Here is a 19,364-nt window from a genome sequence, read left to right as displayed (position 1 = left end):
TCAATATTACGCATCTCTATTATGAAATCTCATTTAACGTTTCAGCAAACCTCGTCATTCCCAGCTCAATTTGTTCGGTATTTACTCTCCCAAAAGTAAAACGAATATATTCACTTTTAGTACCTAAAACACTTCCTGGGACAAACGCTACACCATTTCGTATAGATTCACCTAGTAAATGATATTCATCAAACGTTCCTTGCACTTTGCACCATAAATGTATTCCACCCTCTGGAACAAAAAATTCAACCTGGTCCCCTAATATTTCTTCAAGCTTTCTAATTAACACATCTCTTCTGTCTTTCAATTGCTCACGAAGCATTGTAATATGTGCATGAAAATCTGCTGATTCTAAAAATTGATTTGCAACCCATTGCGTAAATACACTATGGCCAAAATCAACTTGCTGCTTCGCATCTGCTAAACGTTCTATTACACGCGTAGGGCCAATTACCCAGCCAATACGTAATCCTGATGCAACAATTTTTGATAATGAACTTATATAAAGAACATTCCCGTTTTGATCCATTGATTTTAATGTTGGATTCACTTCTCCATTAAATGAAGTTAAACTATACGGATCATCTTCTACAATCGGTATCCCAAATTCAGAAGACAGTTCTAAAATCTTTTTACGTCTCGCCAATGAAAGCACAGTTCCAGTTGGATTTTGATAATCTGGATTCAAAAATACCATACGAATACGATGCTTTTTATGCAAATCAATTAAATCATCTGGATTCATTCCATGCTGATCAACAGGTAAATGGAATATTTTTAAGCCAGCGGATTTAAACATCGGCAATGAGAAACAATACGAAGGGTCCTCAATTGCAATCGCATCGCCAGGTTTTAATAAGCATTGAACGATAAGATTAAGTGCCTGTTGTGCGCCAGATGTAATAAGGATTGAATTCGAATCTGCTTCAATTTGTTTATATTGCTGAACATGTGCTGCAATTGTTTTTCTCAACATTTCATTTCCAAGTGGATGGTCATAACCGAGGTTTTCCATAAATGTTTTCTCCGACAAAATCGTTCGGAATCTATCACTCGGAATCAATTCTGGTGACAATTCACCACTCGCTAAATTAATTAAGTCGTCTTTTTGTGTTTCCGTTCGAATTTGTTGAACGAGTGGTACATTAGGTAAGAACGATCCATCCTCAACGTACCTACCCCAGTTCGGTATTCGTTTATGTGAAACACCCCATATGTCTGTATTTACCCGTGTCCCACTTCCTTTTTGCCGTTCTACTACTCCAAGTGATTTTAATTCTTCATATGCAGCTACTATCGTACTTCGGTTCACCTGTAATTCTTTCGCTAACGTACGCTCAGAAGGTAACTTGCTGTCAGAAGGAAACTCACCTGAAGAAATACCCCTTTCCATATAATCCGCTATTTGTTTATATACAGGCGTCTTATCTGCACGATTTGGTTTCCATTCCACCTTATTGCCCCTCTCAAAACGAAATATACTTGATTTCCTAATAACAGTATTGACTGTAATAATAGTATTAATTAAGTGCATGATTTAAAAATCTTTCTACCGTCATATTAAAGCTAGTCGGCTGTTCTAAATAAGGTAAGTGTCCACTATTTTTAAACTCAATAAAAGTTGTATTTTTCAAACGTCTTTCAAACTCTCTTACATATTTCTCGGGAACGAAATCATCATTTTCCCCCCTTATAATTAAAGTAGGACATGAAATATTTGAAAGAAACGGTCTTTGATCATAATCTACTAATTCAGCAAATAATCTTTGAATATGCACCGAATTAATAGACTGTAAAGATTGATAAAATCCCCTAACAATTACTTCATTATCTGCTACTCCCATCGCCTTCAATAATGTATCCGCCCATGTTTTTCCATTATCGTGTAAGCTAAGTAAATCATATACTTCAATTCGTTCTTTTCGATCTTCAGGCTCCAAATAGGGAAATGCATTTACAACAATTAAACTGGAAACAAAGCCTGGATATTGAATAGCAAAATCGATACCGACTCTAGCTCCTTTTGAAAGACCACACATAACTACTTTTTGTAGCTTTAAATAACTGCATAACTCATACAAAACATTTGCATATTCTTTAAAAGGAATTTCCAGCCCTTCAGATTTCCCATGCCCCGGTAAATCAAGAGAAATCACCGTCCAATTCTCTTTGAAATATTGCCTTTGATATAGCCAATTGTTTGCGTTCCCACCAAGACCGTGTAATAACAATATAACAGGTCCCGATCCTTCTATATTGTAAGAAATTTTCCGATTCTTATATTCAAAATACATATTTATCACCTTCAGCTATAACGTCACTTACTCTTATCTTTGAATGAATATATCCAAAATGGTTCCTTTTCTAACCACTCTACTGTTTCCGGTACACCTTCTTCATACTCTCTTTTTAGTTCCGTTACTTTCGTCGCAAATTGTGATGCATGTGCTTGCAATGCCTCTAACTTTTTGGGAACATATTCTTTCACTTCATTTTTAAAATGCGGAGGACCTATTTCCGCCTCATGATTCTTCGAAAAAGCTACCGCATAAAATGTTGGCCTTTTATATTCCGGAATATTAGCTAACGCCTCTGCTACCGCTTCTCCTGTTGCATCATGATCTGGATGAACCGCATATCCCGGATAAAAAGAAATGACTAACGAAGGATTCACTTCTTCTACACATTTTTGTATTACACGTCTTAACTCTCCGTGAGTTTCAAATTCAAGAGTTTTATCACGATATCCCATCATACGTACATCTTTAATCCCTAAAATATTTGTAGCCCTCTTTAGTTCCTTCTCTCTTATAACATTTAATGATTCACGTGTTGCAAAAGGAGGATTCCCCATCGTTCTCCCCATTTCACCTAACGTTAAGCAAACATAAGTAAGAGGAACATTTCGCTGCGCATAAGCTAAAATTGTACCTGCCACGCAATATGACTCATCATCTGGATGCGGAAAAACAATTAAAACGTGGCGTTCATTTTTTATCAAAATCATACTCCTCCATCATATACAATATTAACCTTTTTCTTTCAAAACTATTAAATCACTACCGCATACCACGTTACCCCAACAAGTAGTACAAAAAGAAGGAGAATATAAATAGTTGATAAGTTTTTCACATTTCTCTTTGTAGACTTGCCGTAATTCTCCTCCACATTTCGTGCAACTAGCACGGTCCCAAACAGCGATACAATTACAATAATAACCACTAGTGAAATTGCAAAACTCATTGTATTTTCACCTCTCTAAAGACAATCTATTTTAATAAAGAACTTCCTCTTTAAAACGTTAATAACATACTACCTTTCTTCTCTTATCATAATGTATGTTTGCCAAAAACGGACCAACCACTTTGGTGTTTTTTTGCTCATCCACTTTGAAAATAAAAAGCAACTGATCACTTTGGACTCAGTTGCTTTTCACACAATCAATTATTTTCTTTTTTTATTTGAAATTAATTCGATTTAAAAGTTTAGTCTTTTCATAATGAAACATCGATTGAGATAACTCGAAAATTGTCCCGTTTACAAGACATACTGTATTTTCAATAAGAAGCGCCGGATCACCTTCATTTAATTCTAACAGCTGCGCGTTTTCTTTATTTACTTTTTCACAACTAATAACTTTATCGGCAAAGCCAATATTTAATCGTAAATCTTCAATGAAATAACTGTATACAGAGCTTAATGCTATTTCTTTATTCAAATATGGAATAATATCCTTTTTGAAATAACTTACTTCAATAGAGAATGGTTTACCATCTACAATTCTTAAACGCTTCAAAAAATATATCCTAGTTCCAGCTTCGCATTGCATCCGCTTTGCTATATCTTCTTCCGCATCTATTACTTCAAGCTCTAACACTTTCGTTTCAATATTTTGCGAAACGAGATTTTTCGTTAATCCACGTAAACTTCCTAAATTAATGTAATCTGTTACAGAAGTTTCACGTAAAAACATACCACTACCTTGCACTTGAAAAATATAACCTCTATTTACAAGCTGACTAATTACTTTACGTATCGTATTACGGCTTACTTCAAACCGATTCATCAAAGCTTCTTCTGTAGGTAGTTTTTTCGTTTCATTAAAAAGCCCATCTCGAATGTTTTGCTCTAACACATCTGCAATTTGTTTATACTTTGCACTCATACACTTTCTCCTAAAATACTCTTTTATCTGTTATAACTCTTCTCCTCTCGTTTCGATCACATGTTTATACCAATGAAACGAAAGTTTTTTCTTACGTTTTAAGTTATCATTATGATCGACAAAAATAAAGCCATATTGCTTTTTATACCCATTTAACCAACTTAATAAATCAATCACTGACCATGCATAATAACCTTTTAAATTGATTCCCTCTTCAATTGCACGCTTTATTACTTTTAAATGCTCTTCAATAAATTTAATTCTCGGAACATCTACAACTTCTCCTTCAATGATTGGATCTTCATCACCAAGTCCATTTTCCGTTACATACATCTTTATGTCACCGTAACGCTCTTTCAACATATGCAATCCATCTAAGAAACCTTCGGGAGATATTTCCCATCCCCATTTTGTATATGTTTTATCATCCATTTTTACTGTGCGATAAAAACCATCAAAAGAAGGATTACCTGGAGCAAGTGTTGAGTTTTCTCGAGAATGCTCATCGCTCTTTATATCCATATCGTATCTTTCTACTCGTATTGGTTGATAATAATTCAAGCCAATAAAATCATTCTTTTCGGCATTTTGTTTAATGATTTCTAATTCTTCAACCGTCCAATTAGGAGTCCACCCTTTTTCCTTTAATTGTTGAACAACATAAGGTGGATACTCACCTTTTAAAACTGGATCATAATACCAATACGTTTCATATTCATTCGCATGATTTGCTGCTAGTATATTTTCTTTTTCATCATCCACACTATAAGCAGGTAAGAAAACATGTGTAATCCCAATCTCCCCATATTGTTTCAGCTGCTTGTACACCGCAACTGTTTTCGCATGCGCATAAAATACATAATGAGTCGCTTGAAAATACTTTGGAACATCATTTTGTATTCCTGGTGGATGTGCACCTTTTAAATAGCCTAATCCACAAAACATTACTGTTTCATTAAAAGTAATCCAATGTTTCACTCTATCACCAAATGCCTTAAAGCAAATTTCGGCATACTTTACAAAAGCATCTGCTGTTCGTTTATTCGTCCACCCACCATCCTTTTCTAACGGTAATGGTAGATCCCAATGATATAAAGTGACAAACGGTACAATCCCGTACTTTAAACATTCATCAATTAAATTGTTATAAAATTTAATGCCTTTTTCATTTACCTCTCCATCTCCAGTTGGCAATATTCTCGCCCAAGAAATCGAAAAACGATACGATTCCAATCCCATCTCAGCCATTAAACGAACATCTTCCTTATATCGATGATAATGATCAACCGCTACATCACCATTTGTTCCATTGTATGTTTTGCCAGGAATTTTTGAAAACTCATCCCAATTCGTAACACCTTTTCCATCCTCATTCCATGCACCTTCTACTTGATAAGAAGCTGAAGCAGCTCCGAATAAAAAATCATGTGGAAACTTCATAGTATATACCTCCATTTCATTAGAATAAATCAAATTCATTATTACATATTAAATTTATAGGTACAAATTTAAATAATTATTAAGTTTCTGTTTTTCACTATAATAGAACATAGCATTCACACCATTTACAAAAAAAGAACCTATAAAGGTCCTTTTTCAAATTGTGCAACGCAGACTATATTGAGTATCTTAAAGTTTATACTAATGATAAATGTTAACAAACTTATTCTTCAATAATGAATTGTGAAATTAGCATTTCTAAATTTTCGACTTTCTTTTTCATTTCATTAGATTTCGTCGTTATTTCTTGAATCAATGTGGCTTGTGCTTGAATTGATTGTACCGTTCGATTCGTTTCTTGTGCGACTTGTGTTGCAGTTTCAGAAACTATTGATAAAGAGGCATTCACTTCTTCTGTCCCAGCAGACATTTCTTCTGTGGCAGCAGACACTTCTTGAATTTGGGACGTTATTCTATTAATATCTTGCATAATAGATGAAAATGTGAGTTCTGCCTTATATGCTGCTTCTTTACCACCACTAACCTGTTGATGACCTTTTTTCATTACATGAACTGTATCCTGTGTATCTTGATGTATAAACCGTAATAAATTATTTATATCATTTACAGACGTTTTAGATTTCTCAGCCAGACCTCTTACTTCAGCTGCAACTACTGCAAATCCTTTTCCATTTTCTCCGGCGCGTGCGGCCTCAATTGCAGCATTTAAGGCCAGTAAATTCGTTTGTTCTGCAATATTAGTAATAATATCTAGCGCTTCTTCAATTTGTTGTGTACGTGTAACAAGTCTATCAATGACCTTAGCAGTTTCTTCGACAACTTCATTCACACTATTCATTTGACGAATAGATTGTTTTATAACTTCACTACCAGCATTTGCTTGGTCTATTGTTGCAACAGCAACTTCAGCAACCATCGCTGAAGATTCAGCTACTGTTTGAACTCCAGTTGCAATTTCTTCCATCGCAGTTGAACTTTCTTGAATACTAGTCACTTGTCCCTCTATTTCTTTATTTATTTCAGAAGTAGTTCGAACAACCTCGTTTGATATATTTGCTGCCGTTTTTGTCTCTTGTAACATATTTTCAGTTGAAATGATCACTTCTTTTGCTGTAACCTTCACCTGACCGACTAATTGTTGCAAATTATTTAACATACTATTAAAAGATTGTACAATATGGCCTAATTCGTTCTCCGATTTATAAGAAGTTCGAATTGTTAAATCTCCAGCAGATACTCGTTCCATATCTTTTTGTAATAATACAATTGGTTTTTTTATAACATTTTTTATTATAAAACCAATAAAAATAATTATTATGATTCCAACAAATGAAATAATTACAAATGTTATTATTGTATTTTTCACACTATTCATATTCTCTTTTTGTAGTTGTTCAGCCGCGGTATTATTATATAAAATAAGTTCACGAATAGACTGAATTGTTTTTCCCATATTAGGCTCAATTTCTTTTAAATAATAGCTATACGCTTCTTCATTATTAGTCAGTCCCAAGTCCTGTGCTTTCTTCATTTGTATTCTTAAATCTTTGAATTGACTTTGAAATGCATTATACAAGCCCTTTTCTTTATGAGAACTAATTCTAGTTTCAAATTGTTTTAATAACTCATCATTTTCTTTCCTAGTCTTATCCATTTCTGTTATTAGTTCTTTCATTCTTTTTTCATCTTTCGATATCATAATCTCCATAAAATTCATATTAACATGGTAAAAATTTGATTCTACAGTTCCTATCCATTCAATTGGTAATAGCCTTTCGTCATACATACTAGAAGATGTATTTTCACCTTTTTGAAGCCCTAAAAACCCTAGAGAAGATAACATGATACAAGCCAAGCTCGATATAATGACTAACACATTTAATTTCGTTCCAATTTTACTATTTTTAATAAAAGACAACAATTCCACCTCATCTGTATATTATACTTATATGTTTTATATTACAATAATATTCGACATTTATCGACATTTTTTCGTGTCGATTTTATAACTGCATTAAATTATTATATTAACTATATAAACCTATTCAAAGAACTTTGATTCTCATAACATCAAATACTAAAATAAAAAGTCTTATGGGAATTCCACAAGACTTTTAATAGCGTTACATTGTTTCTATGAAATTATGGTGAAACTTAAAGTGACTTATTAGTTCTTATAACTTCTTGATAGAGAATCGGTGACCACTTATCACTAACATAATCTTGGATCACCCAACCAACTCTTTTTGGATCCTCTTGTTTAATATATGCCGCAATTTCGGGATTTATATAAGAGGCATAATAATATGGGCTATTCCATGCTGTACCACCAGAAGACAAGCTTGTAAAATTAACATATAGATGATTTAAATCCTCACTATTGTTCATCGTTTCATTGATCGTATCTTTAATAGACTTTACTTTCTCATCATAACTCACTTTATATTTATCTTGTACGGTTACATTTACATTTTGATTTACAGTTGTCGTAAACGTCTCATTATCTGGCCAATAAAAATTATTATATCCTCCAGATTCATTACTACCACTATATCTTTTTAGTAGTACAATTTTCCCTCGAGCATCTCCAAGTTTTATATTTCCTTCTGTTTTTAAAAAGATAGGATCAACAAAATATTTTTTTTCAAACGTATTACTAAATGAACCTTCTGCCCCTTTCATATCCTCATACTCTTTTTTTAAAGACATAATAATCGTTTCACTGGGATTATCTTTTAAAAATTGTTTCGCTTCGTTTATGAATTCATGCAGTGTTACATAAAGATATAATGGGCCATGATGAAGAACTATCGTATTATCATCTGTTAAACGCCCTCTTATATCAAAAATTCTAGCTCCATGATCCATTTGGTAACGAAAATCATATTCTTGCGTCATTCCCCATACTTGCTTAATTGGATTTTGTAATTTGAACGTACCACTATCATGTGTTCCTGGAATTGAAATTCGTGCTAACGGGATATTATCAGGTATAGGCTGCATCCATCTTGACCAATTTTCAAATTCAATAACAGAGCTAGCTGCAACGACTTGCTTATCATGTAAAGCAAATACAGATGTGATAAATATCATACTACATATGAATAATTTCAAAATAAACTTCTTATTGCTCATTATTATTCCTCCTTTTTCCGTTTTATATCAAACTTATTGAATATAATATAATCTGTTGAGTAAAAAATAAATAATATTTCATCAATATGAAATATTGCATAAAAGTAAAGTTAAAAAATCATTCACATATACTGAATTAGAAAAATTTAAAGGAACTTCATCTGAAGTTCCTTTCGTTTATTTTATATTCAACATATATGAACCATCTTTATTCTCATACTTATAGACGTATAAATAATATTTACCTGGCCTTGCATTATAAGTACCTTTAACTACATTTCCTTCATTTTCACCATATGCTACATAGTTATTTAAATCTGATTCATGATGAAGTACCCATGTCATTCCGATATTTTGTTCATTTAGTAGAGAAATATTAATATTTTCTGGTGAGTCTATTTGGAAAGTAAATACATCTACATTATCACTATTATGTAGCGTTCCTTTCACTGGTGTATGAAAGTTAACTTTATTTGCCTGTCTAGGTTCATTATTTGGTTCATTTTCTGTTACTTGTAACTCATTCCCACCGTTCGGTTCTCTTTGTTCATACCCTAAGTTTACTAGTATAGACTTCAAATCTGGTAAAACACCAATTTTATCTGCATATGGATTTTTAGATTTCGTTCCAGTGTTATGGTTACTTAATATCGTTCTTAATTCAATTGGTCTATACGGTTGTCCTACATTTTTTTTAGCAATGCTTTGTACTAAAGTCGCTGCCCCAGCAATAATTGGCGAAGCACTAGATGTTCCACTAAAGCTTGTAGTATAAAGATTTACAGCACTTCTACTTTGCTCGGCTGTAGTTGTATCTACATTTTCTCCCCACCCGTACACATCAATCCGACTTCCATAATTTGAAAACCACATACGCTCATGAGGGAAAGATGAAGAGCCCGCTCCTACCATAATTGCACCTGAATCTTTAAAATCTTTACTATTACGATTTAAGACTTGTTTACCATTTCTATCTTTAAATTGATCTAAATCATTCCACCCATTTGCTCCAGCCTCTATAATTACAACACCTTTATCTGTACCAGCACGAATTGCATCAAAGATATCTGGTTGTACTTCAACAGGTAAATATTTATCACCATATCCATCAAAAGAAGCTTGTGCCTCTAATAATAAAACATCCCCAGCTTCTAACTGATTTACAGCACTTAATATTGCATCAGCTGTATTATACTGTCCGTTATCTCTTATTTGAGAAATCACCTTTGCTTTCGCTTTTGGCGCAATCCCAATATTCCCAACTTTATTGTCCTCAGAGGATACAATTCCTAATACAGACGTCCCATGACCGACATGTTGATCTATATTTATTCCAGACATTAATTCAATATTTTGGTGTACTAAATCCTCATGATTTAATAACCATCCATATTCCATATCAACAAAGGTGACATCGCTTCCCTTACCACCTTGAACTCCCCAGGCGAAAGGCGCATTAATACCGTATGGTGCTGCTTCAAGATAACCTTGTTTTTCATATCTAGGATTGTTATTCGGATTAAAAGATACACTTAATGGTTCTACCTCCGGTGGTGTTATTTTTTCTTGTTTCTTCATATACACATCTTCTATTAAAGAAGATGTCTTTAACTTATCTACTAGTTCTTCTTCATGCCCACTATATTGAGTTTGAAGAATATAGTAGTTTAATAAACTTGTAGATACATGATTGGGTGCTTTCACTTCAAGGTTTTGTATTTGTTCCGGGCTTACAGATGTGAATAAACGAGTAAATGTTACATCTGGATATTCTGTCAAAAGATCTTTTATTACTTTATCGTTCGTTTGAGATTGTATTTGTTTTTCAATACCATCTTCATATGGAAATTTCAAATCCGCTTTAAATTTTACAATGATTTGCTTATCTGTTTCTTGTTCTGTTCCTAATTTACTCTGCTGTTCTATAGAATCAGCATGTACACTATTGATAGTGCCTCCTATTCCTAAAAGTGTTGTAATGATTACAGTTGACGCACACATTTTTTGAAATATTTTCATTACATCAATCCTCCTATTAATCATTATATTAATCTATAATGATTTTATTTCTATTACGTATTCCCTTTCTACTAAATAGATTATAGTAATCAGAAATATGAACTTCAATGTATTTTCATATGCAATATTTCATATTCGGACTCTACACTACATGAATAAGAAACTTTTGGTGATTATTTATTTTATATGTGCTAATATACTTACATTAATATATAACGTATATAAACATTTCAAACTACATTACTCAACAGTTTCACCTTAATTTTTTCTTAGGAGGATTTACAATGAAATTACTAAAAATAAAATATATAATACCTTTATCTGCAGCTGCAATTACATTCGTATGTCATCAAAGTACAGCTGAAGCTTCTACCATCCACACAGTAAAAAAAAATGATACACTTTGGGGCATTAGTAAAAAATACGGCGTTTCAATACAATCCATTAAGCAGACTAATAATAAAGGAAACGATCAAACTTTTATTGGCGAACAGTTACATATTCCAGGTTCCATGAACTCTAATGAAATTACCGTTCGTCAAAACGTCAAACCTGCGAATATTTCTAGACAAATTATTTATCAAGTACAACCGGGAGATTCATTAGAAACGATAGCAAAGCGTTACAATGTTACCGTTCAATCTATAAAGCAAATTAACAATACAGTCGGAAACAAGCTTTATACAGGACAACATTTAAAAATTAACTCAAGCATTTTAGAAAAAGAAAAAGACTTAATGGCACGCTTAGTTACCGCTGAAGCAGGTGGCGAATCCTATAAAGGTAAAGTAGCTGTAGCAAAAGTTATACTAAATCGTGTAAACGCAAAAGGTTTTCCAAATACAATAACAGGCGTTATTTATGAACCTATTAAATACGGATATGCCTTTACTCCTGTTACAGATGGAAGAATTAATCAGCCTGCAAGCCCAGAAGCAAAAATGGCAGTAGAAGAAGCTATCTCCACAAATGGCATACATTCTGATTGGCTTTATTTCTATAATCCAAAAACAGCAACAGACAAATGGATTACGACACGTCAAACAGTAGCAGTAATTGGTAACCATCTGTTTGCTAAATAAGAGTTGAAATCATTAACAGACCTCTTCACTTGAAAGGTCTGTTTTTTTATATGTTAGATTTTATTAATCATATGACATAGTGATCATTTAAAACTATTTCTTCTTTCAAATAAAATCATTTGTATTTACCCCACCACTCGGAGAAATTAAAATAGCATCAAGTTCAAAAACTCCCTCTTTATTAATAAAAGCTATTTCTTAACTTCATAAAATTGTTATACACTAGAAAAATAAAAACAAACTATTCGTTAGCAGGTGAAAGAATATGTATGATGTTACAATTATCGGCGCTGGAGTAAGTAGCATTTTTATGGCTTATTCACTAGCTAAAAGTAACAAAAAGGTTTTAATTCTTGATAAAGGTAAAGCGCTAGAAGATCGCCATTGTCCTTTAGACGAAGGAAAAGTGTGTACTTGTACTACATGTGATAAATATTTCGGGTTTGGTGGTTTAGGAAAATCTGAAGGGAAATTTAATTATACAAACGGATTTGGCGGAGAACTTGAGCAAAAAGTCGGTAAAGAAAGCTTTATTCAACTCATGGCTGAAGTAGATGAAATTCTATGTCAGTTCGGAGGAAGTTCTGTTTCAAAATACTCTACAGAAAATCCAACTCTCAATACGAGAGCTGAAGCGTGTGGTTTACAAATGCTAACAACAGAAGTAAGGCATCTTGGCACTACCCTTTCAAGTAAAATTTTTCAGCAGCTCTATGAATTTTTACTTACGAAAATAAATATCCAATTTCATATAGATGTACAACATATTATGAAGCAGAAAGATTATTTTACAATAGAGACAAATGAAGGAATAGTTCAATCTAAGCAACTAGTATTTGCAACTGGGCGTTCCGGAGCGGATTGGTTAAAAGAAATGTGCACTTCCCTTAAAATTTCTCAGGAGCAAACCCGTGTAGATTTAGGGATTAGAGTAGAGATGAAAGAACACCAATTACGTTCTATATTAAAAGACACATTTGAGACAAAACTTTCTTATGAGCATGAACACTTCACCGCAACTACATACTGTATGAATCCAAAAGGACACATCATTAGAAAGTACGAAGAAGGTTTAGTTATGCCTGATGGTCAAAATTTTCGAGAGAAAGGAACTGGCACACCTAACTTAAATTTCACTTTATTTATCCCGCGCTATTTTTCAACTCTCAAAGAAGCAAATATATACGCAAGTTCAATTATAAAAAACATTAACCAAGGACGAGATCGGATTGTTATACAGCGCTTAGAGGACTTACTAAATAAACAGCCTACAACAAAGAACGGCATGAAGCATAACCGTATACAGCCTACACTACAAGGAGATTATGGAGATTTGCATACAGAAATCCCTCCATTATATATTGAAGCGCTTAAAGAATTTTTATTACGTTTAGAACAATTTATACAAGAACCGATCGATAAAGATACTTTATTATATGGAATTGACGGAAAGTTCTATGCTCCTACGATAAAAATCAATAACCATTTTGAAACAAGTGTAAATGGGCTATTTTTAGTTGGAGATTGTTCAGGCGTCACTCATTCATTATCTCAAGCTGCTGCAAGTGGGTTGTATGTTGGAAAATATTTATCTCATATTTAATTTCTTTCATTAAGATAGCAATCAAATATTTTAACTTCCATAACGCTTTATTTATGTACTTTGTCCTTCCCCCGCTAATGATTATCCCGCCAAGAATCGGGATTTTACGAGATACATATGTAACATAACTATGTATGGTAAAACTATCGACATTCAATTCTAACAAATTGAATGTCAACAGTTTTAAAAGCCTCTATTTATTTCCACTTTCATTTGTTCGATATTTTGTAACATCATCATAGTGTTTAATATGTTAGGATGTCTATAAGTATTTTTTACTACAACTATGACTTTTTCTGCTCTGTTTCTAAAAAATAGATTTATACTTTAAAATTCCTCATTGTACGTATATGAATACTTCATATTATTACCTTTAGAAACCATTAAATGGTTCATTACACTCTAATAGTTATGAAAATATAATATATAACACGAGTTAAATAAATTGTATAAAGAAGGTGTAAAAATGAAAAATAAAATCAATTTACAAATGCAAAATATAAGCTTTGTTTTAATAATTGCGTTAGCAGTATGGTTAAAAACATATCTCATTACAAGATTCAGTTTTGATTTAAAAATTGAGTCTTCTACACAAGAGCTTATTTTGTTTATTAGCCCTCTTGCTGCATCATTAGCTTTTGTCGGATTAGCATTATTTGCAACCGGTGAAAAGCGAAATTATATAGCGCTATGTATTAATCTCTTATTAACAATCGTACTTGTTGGGAATGTAATGTTCTATGATTTTTATAGTGATTTCGTTACGTTACCAGTACTTGGACAAACATCAAACTTTGGCCAATTAGGCGGCAGTATTATAGAAATATTGAACTACAGAATTATTCTCGCATTCGTAGACATTATTTTCTTCTTTATTTTGTTAAAGAAGAAGGCACTAGTCTTCCAAACAGGACGTGTAACTCATCCGGCACGCCTCGTATATTTTCTCTTAACGTTTGGTGTATTTTTTGCGAATCTACACCTTGCAGAAAAAGAACGACCTGAACTATTAACGAGATCATTCGACCGAGTCATGCTTGTTAAAAATTTAGGACTATATACTCATCAAGTATATGATTTAACACTGCAAGTAAAAGCAGGATCACAAAAGGCACTTGCTGATAGTAGTAAATTACAAGAAACTGAAAATTACGTAAAGGCCAACCAAAGTGAGCCAAACCCTAACATGTTTGGTGCAGCGAAAGGAAAAAACGTAATTGTCGTTACTCTTGAATCCCTGCAAACCTTCTTAATAGGCGCATCAGTCAATGGCCAAGAAGTGACACCATTCTTGAATGAATTCATAAATGAAAGCTATTATTTTGATAACTTTTTCCATCAAACTGGGCAAGGAAAAACATCCGATTCTGAATTTCTAATCGATACGTCGTTGTATCCATTAAATCGAGGAGCTGTATTTTTCACGCACGGTAACAATGATTATACTGCGACTCCAGAAATTTTACGTCAGCAAGGTTATTTCACTTCTGTATTCCATGCGAATAACGCAACATTTTGGAATCGTAACATTATGTACTCTGCTCTCGGTTATGATCGTTACTATAATGAACTTGATTACAAAATTACACCCGAAACAAATTTAAATTGGGGATTAAAAGATATCGAATACTTTGATCAATCAGTAGATATATTAAAAACTGTTGATCAACCATTTTACGCTCGTTTTCTTACTTTAACGAACCATTATCCATTTACGTATGATGAAGATACAAAATTCATTGAACCATACAACTCTGGTAATGGCGTATTTGATCGGTATATCGTAACAGCACGTTACTTAGACGAATCAATTAAAAAATTTATTGAGCGCTTAAAAGCCGAAGGAATGTATGATGATTCTATTATTGTGTTGTATGGTGATCATTATGGCATTTCTGAAAAACACAATCGCGCAATGGCACAGTTTTTAGAAAAAGATCAAATAACAGAATTTGACACTTTAAATTTACAACGCACACCTTTATATATTCATATGCCTGGCCAAACAGAAGGTCAAACAATTTCAAAGCCTACGGGACAAATCGATATGAAACCTACGATTCTAAATTTATTAGGAATTGATACTACGAACGATATTCGTTTTGGCCATGATATGTTTTCAGATGAATATACCGGTTTTGTTGTTTTACGTGATGGTAGCTTTATTACAGACAAGTATGCATACACAAACAACACTTTCTATGACCGCATAACAGGTGAAATTGTAGATTTACCAAAAAAAGAAGCGCAAGCACTCATTAACCGTGCACAAAATGAATTACGAATGTCTGACAAAATTATTGAAGGCGATTTATTACGTTTCTCAGAGAGTAATAAAGTTAAAACTGGCGAAGTACAAACTAAAATTAAAGAGACTGAAAAATAATCTAAATATGAAAAGGGAGCAACTTATTACAGTTGCTCCCTTTTACTCTCTTATAACACATGATGCAATGTCATATAAAAACCTTGTATATTTTACTTTTATTCTACGTTTGTTTCTAAAGTTACATCTGTATAGGTATGATCATCACCTATATTTAAAATCACTTCACATTGACGTAATCTCAATTCAAAGAGCATGATAGAATCATGATAAACTTCAGGTTGTGATTTCATCTTATGTAACATCTCTTGTTTTTCTTGTATTTCTAAATGAGTGTTTTCTACAGCTTGTTTCAAGGAGTTAAATGGATTCCTAAAGAATATGTTAATATCCCGCTCTTGCGTGTTTTCAAATAGCTCAAATTGCAAGAAAAATTTCTTCATAATAGAAGCCGTTACTTCGGTATAATCTTCATTTTCTACATACTGTTTGTATTTGTTATATAGCATACCTTTGTTTTTAGGAAGAACTCCAAATAATTTACCGGCACTTTTCAGTAAAAATTGTGCTGGCGTAAAGCGACGTAAAATATTTACTTCATCCATTTGTATTCTAGTCGTCATTCTGTCAGTATCTCTGCGCCAGTCATCAAGCACTTTAAAATCACATTCTAACTGTATTCGATTTTCTCCTAATAAAGAATTAAGTCCTTCACTAAGTTCTTCTAGGTACGATTGACTTTGAAGGAGCTCATTATTAGAAATCGCAATCCAATTTTGCATAGAAAGAGCAAAATTAGGTAATACAGTTTGTTCTAAATATTTATGTACTCTTTCATTCATCGCTTTATTTAGTTCCGTATCAATGTGCCCGAAATCGCTTTCTTCACTAATTAAATCCGAACAACGCTGTAATATCTTCGGAATATTTTCAGTAAGATCATTTGTAATTTCCGTTTTCATTGTGCGATATGATTTTGTAATGAAATGAATTTTTTCCTTCTCAAAAGTAGTAAGATTATTAATGCTACCATTTAGTTTCACTAGCATATCTTCATTCCAATGAATAGAATCCACTAAATTGTTTTCTTTCTCAACGCGTTTATCCAATAGATATGTAATTGTTTTTCGAATGAAAAACAATAGCTTCTCCGTACGTGCTGCATCGATATTTTTATGATTAAAGTTAAAATGAATAAACTCCGTTAAATCACTTAATTGTTGACTACTTGTATATAACGAAGAGTAAGGGAAAATTCTCGCATGCGGGAAATATGTGTTTATTCTCGCTTGCGTATCATGTAATACTCTTTTCACTTCTGCATCACTGTAAATGTTATCGATTTTATTTAATAAGAAATGCAGTTTTAAATTTGGTGTATGTTCTTGAATGCTTAATAGAATATCACGTTCTTTGTCAGTAAAAGGTGAATCCGCATTCAATACGAATAGCAATTCGTCTACAGAATTTAAATATTCGAATACCTCATCTCTAGTATCGTTATTCCTATTAAATCCAGGTGTAACTACAAATGTAAGTTTATTTTCACTTAAAAATCTGCATGGTAATTTAAATTCAACACATGCTCTGTCTCTATATGTTTGATGGTGCTGCGACATCATATGATGGTAATCGGAGACATCTTCAGTTGTTGTAATTGTAGAGTCTGTTATGGCGTTAATTTCTGTGTGCGCATCATTTTTTAAAACTACTACATTTGAAATTGATTTTTCTAATATATTTTCTCCTAATATAGAGTTAATAAATGTAGTTTTTCCGTTTCCTGAAGTTCCCGTTACTAAAATGCGATTTGTGCTTAAATCTGCGAGCTCGCCAACTAACCATCTAAATCGGTGACCCATTTCTATATTATGTTTTTGTGCCCACTCTGTAATAGATTCAAAAAGATGCAAACTATACTCTAAGCCATCCACATGATTAATAGAATATAACAACAGGTTTTCCGCATGTTTTATATTTGCTGAATCTATTTTAGAAGGGAAAATCTCATCCCATGCCAATACAGCTGCTGCTGGAAATACAGCATAAGATGGATTGACTACCTTTAACCAATTTGTTAACAAGTTTGGAATGATATCGTGCAATTGTTTAAGGATATATTGACCTTGAATTAATTCAAAGTACGTTCCTTCGTAAAGAGAAGAAATTTTGTCCCATATATCGGACGAATGTATTTCAATATGTAAGAAAAATTCATTTATTGTGTTAAGCCATAATAAGTAATTTTGTTCGTTTTTATAACTATTCCAAAGTGATGAAACCATTTGCGTAAATTGTACTTGATCTACATTATTTAACGTAACTAATACTTCATAAAAATAATCTGGTGAAATATGTTTAGTAAATCTTTTATCGATATATCCTTTTAAAACCTCAAACCACGGATAAGATTCTGTTCGAATTAACTCATTCACAGCAAGCTCTACTGCACTATCAAAATCTTGCTGCTCCTCATAAAAGGAACGGGCAATTTTTGTGACATTTGGATAATCCGGATTTAAAGAAACTGCTTCTTTAATAACAGCGAAGGCAGATTCAAAATTATTTTGCTCTATGTAAAGAGAAAGTAATTGTAATCTAATCTCCGTCATCAATATTATATTATCAGTAGTAATGGAAGTATAAACATTTTCAGCAACTGGTAATTGATTAAGCTCGAAATAAGCATCGGCAATATTTTTTTGTGCCCATGGTGCTAATTCATTACTAACTTTCTCCCATTTAAAAATAGCTGCTTCAAAATCTTGATGGCGATAATAAAATTCACCTTGTGCAAAGCGAATGTAAGATCCATCAGAAATCTCATTTCTTTCTTCGTTTACATAAGCTTCTCCAAGTACGTCAAGAGGTGATTTTGTTTCATTCTCCATTAGGAATGTTTCATAATACATCTTTTTTATTAATTGTTTTTCTACTCTCATCTTTTCCCCCACTATATCTTGAAAATACATTTTTCAGATATGTCAATACTTTTTGTATGTATGCTTTTTATCTTAACAAAGAATATCTTTTGGAAAATTTCATTTTCCTTTCATTTTTCAAGTTAGATTGAATTTTTATGAGAAAAGTTTCAGTTTTTTTTCATTTTCCTTTCAGTTGTGAAACAGCATTAAATGTTCCTAATAACCTAATAACACTATAATCTCCCGCATTATATTATCAGGAAAAGTCTATATAAACCATATTATAAAAACAATTTATAACGAATATATATGCAATATTTCTTTCCCTAATAAATAAAAGAAGCATTATCATATATTTCTCACATTGTTTTCCTTTAAAATATTTCAGTAGTTACGTAATTTAATTCCATTAACCTCTATAAATAACTAGTCCAAAAAAAATCTATATGCATATCATGTTATAGTAAAGAATTCAGGAAATCCTAAAAGGAGGCATTTTCATGTTTGAAGATAAATCTAAAATAAACTACCCATATGAATTTACTGAAACTACAACAATCCCTCTAAAAAACCCCATCAATAAAACATACAAAAACGGCTCTGGTACACATACTTTCCCAATTAAAAAACACTATAAAGAACAGGTGTT

General features: G+C 32.6%; 13 protein-coding genes. 3 read left to right on the top strand and 10 right to left on the bottom strand.

Annotated elements, in window-relative coordinates; all coding sequences use genetic code 11:
* Positions 1-19: 19 nt before the first annotated feature.
* The 9 genes from pdxR to DN394_RS22675 form a co-directional block, all read right to left on the bottom strand.
* Entirely contained in the window at positions 20-1,453 is a 1,434-nt protein-coding gene (gene pdxR / locus DN394_RS22715; protein ID WP_097914747.1) for a MocR-like pyridoxine biosynthesis transcription factor PdxR, read from the bottom strand.
* A gap of 67 nt (positions 1,454-1,520) precedes the next feature.
* Positions 1,521-2,294, bottom strand: a complete 774-nt coding sequence (locus tag DN394_RS22710; protein ID WP_097993612.1) for an alpha/beta fold hydrolase — start codon at positions 2,292-2,294, stop codon at positions 1,521-1,523.
* Positions 2,295-2,317: 23 nt separating this feature from the next.
* A complete protein-coding gene (bshB2, locus tag DN394_RS22705; protein WP_046956570.1) occupies positions 2,318-2,998 on the bottom strand; it encodes a bacillithiol biosynthesis deacetylase BshB2 in 681 nt (226 codons plus the stop codon).
* 53 nt (positions 2,999-3,051) lie between these two features.
* On the bottom strand, positions 3,052-3,243 hold the full coding sequence (locus tag DN394_RS22700; RefSeq protein WP_000006469.1) for a hypothetical protein: 192 nt from the start codon (positions 3,241-3,243) through the stop codon (positions 3,052-3,054).
* 214 nt (positions 3,244-3,457) lie between these two features.
* Entirely contained in the window at positions 3,458-4,165 is a 708-nt protein-coding gene (locus DN394_RS22695; RefSeq protein WP_097914745.1) for a GntR family transcriptional regulator, read from the bottom strand.
* A 30-nt stretch (positions 4,166-4,195) separates the two neighbouring features.
* Complete coding sequence (locus tag DN394_RS22690) at positions 4,196-5,605, bottom strand: glycoside hydrolase family 1 protein (protein ID WP_000671623.1); 1,410 nt, start codon at positions 5,603-5,605, stop codon at positions 4,196-4,198.
* Between the two features lie 223 nt (positions 5,606-5,828).
* Positions 5,829-7,544 (bottom strand): methyl-accepting chemotaxis protein, encoded by a 1,716-nt coding sequence (locus DN394_RS22685; protein ID WP_097914738.1) that lies wholly within the window; start codon positions 7,542-7,544, stop codon positions 5,829-5,831.
* Between the two features lie 236 nt (positions 7,545-7,780).
* Positions 7,781-8,761, bottom strand: a complete 981-nt coding sequence (locus tag DN394_RS22680; RefSeq protein ID WP_149294259.1) for a phosphatidylinositol-specific phospholipase C — start codon at positions 8,759-8,761, stop codon at positions 7,781-7,783.
* Between the two features lie 177 nt (positions 8,762-8,938).
* Positions 8,939-10,780, bottom strand: a complete 1,842-nt coding sequence (locus DN394_RS22675; RefSeq protein WP_098091918.1) for a S8 family peptidase — start codon at positions 10,778-10,780, stop codon at positions 8,939-8,941.
* Positions 10,781-11,064: 284 nt separating this feature from the next.
* Between DN394_RS22675 and DN394_RS22670 the strand changes: the two genes are divergently transcribed.
* From DN394_RS22670 to DN394_RS22655, 3 genes are all read left to right on the top strand, one after another.
* The gene (locus tag DN394_RS22670) at positions 11,065-11,862 is read left to right on the top strand and encodes a cell wall hydrolase (RefSeq protein ID WP_149294258.1); all 798 of its coding nucleotides are present in this window, start codon (positions 11,065-11,067) and stop codon (positions 11,860-11,862) included.
* A gap of 265 nt (positions 11,863-12,127) precedes the next feature.
* On the top strand, positions 12,128-13,465 hold the full coding sequence (locus DN394_RS22665) for an NAD(P)/FAD-dependent oxidoreductase (protein WP_098091920.1): 1,338 nt from the start codon (positions 12,128-12,130) through the stop codon (positions 13,463-13,465).
* Between the two features lie 466 nt (positions 13,466-13,931).
* Entirely contained in the window at positions 13,932-15,851 is a 1,920-nt protein-coding gene (locus DN394_RS22655) for an LTA synthase family protein (RefSeq protein ID WP_098091922.1), read from the top strand.
* Positions 15,852-15,949: 98 nt separating this feature from the next.
* Here DN394_RS22655 and DN394_RS22650 read toward each other — a convergent pair whose 3' ends face one another.
* Positions 15,950-18,733, bottom strand: coding sequence for a dynamin family protein (locus DN394_RS22650; protein ID WP_097914720.1), 2,784 nt, complete (start codon positions 18,731-18,733; stop codon positions 15,950-15,952).
* Positions 18,734-19,364: the final 631 nt, after the last annotated feature.

It is taken from the genome of Bacillus sp. BB081, assembly GCF_008368895.1.
GTDB lineage: Bacteria > Bacillota > Bacilli > Bacillales > Bacillaceae_G > Bacillus_A > Bacillus_A wiedmannii.
This window is presented reverse-complemented; position numbering and strand designations above follow the sequence as displayed.

Excerpts from the sequence above, each read along its gene's own strand:
- DN394_RS22710 (WP_097993612.1), bottom strand. The coding sequence starts at position 2,294 with ATGTATTTTGAATATAAGAATCGGAAAATTTCTTACAATATAGAAGGA.
- DN394_RS22700 (WP_000006469.1), bottom strand. The coding sequence starts at position 3,243 with ATGAGTTTTGCAATTTCACTAGTGGTTATTATTGTAATTGTATCGCTG.
- DN394_RS22695 (WP_097914745.1), bottom strand. The coding sequence starts at position 4,165 with ATGAGTGCAAAGTATAAACAAATTGCAGATGTGTTAGAGCAAAACATT.
- DN394_RS22690 (WP_000671623.1), bottom strand. The coding sequence starts at position 5,605 with ATGAAGTTTCCACATGATTTTTTATTCGGAGCTGCTTCAGCTTCTTAT.
- DN394_RS22680 (WP_149294259.1), bottom strand. The coding sequence starts at position 8,761 with ATGAGCAATAAGAAGTTTATTTTGAAATTATTCATATGTAGTATGATA.
- DN394_RS22675 (WP_098091918.1), bottom strand. The coding sequence starts at position 10,780 with ATGAAAATATTTCAAAAAATGTGTGCGTCAACTGTAATCATTACAACA.
- DN394_RS22670 (WP_149294258.1), top strand. The coding sequence starts at position 11,065 with ATGAAATTACTAAAAATAAAATATATAATACCTTTATCTGCAGCTGCA.
- DN394_RS22665 (WP_098091920.1), top strand. The coding sequence starts at position 12,128 with ATGTATGATGTTACAATTATCGGCGCTGGAGTAAGTAGCATTTTTATG.
- DN394_RS22655 (WP_098091922.1), top strand. The coding sequence starts at position 13,932 with ATGAAAAATAAAATCAATTTACAAATGCAAAATATAAGCTTTGTTTTA.
- DN394_RS22650 (WP_097914720.1), bottom strand. The coding sequence starts at position 18,733 with ATGAGAGTAGAAAAACAATTAATAAAAAAGATGTATTATGAAACATTC.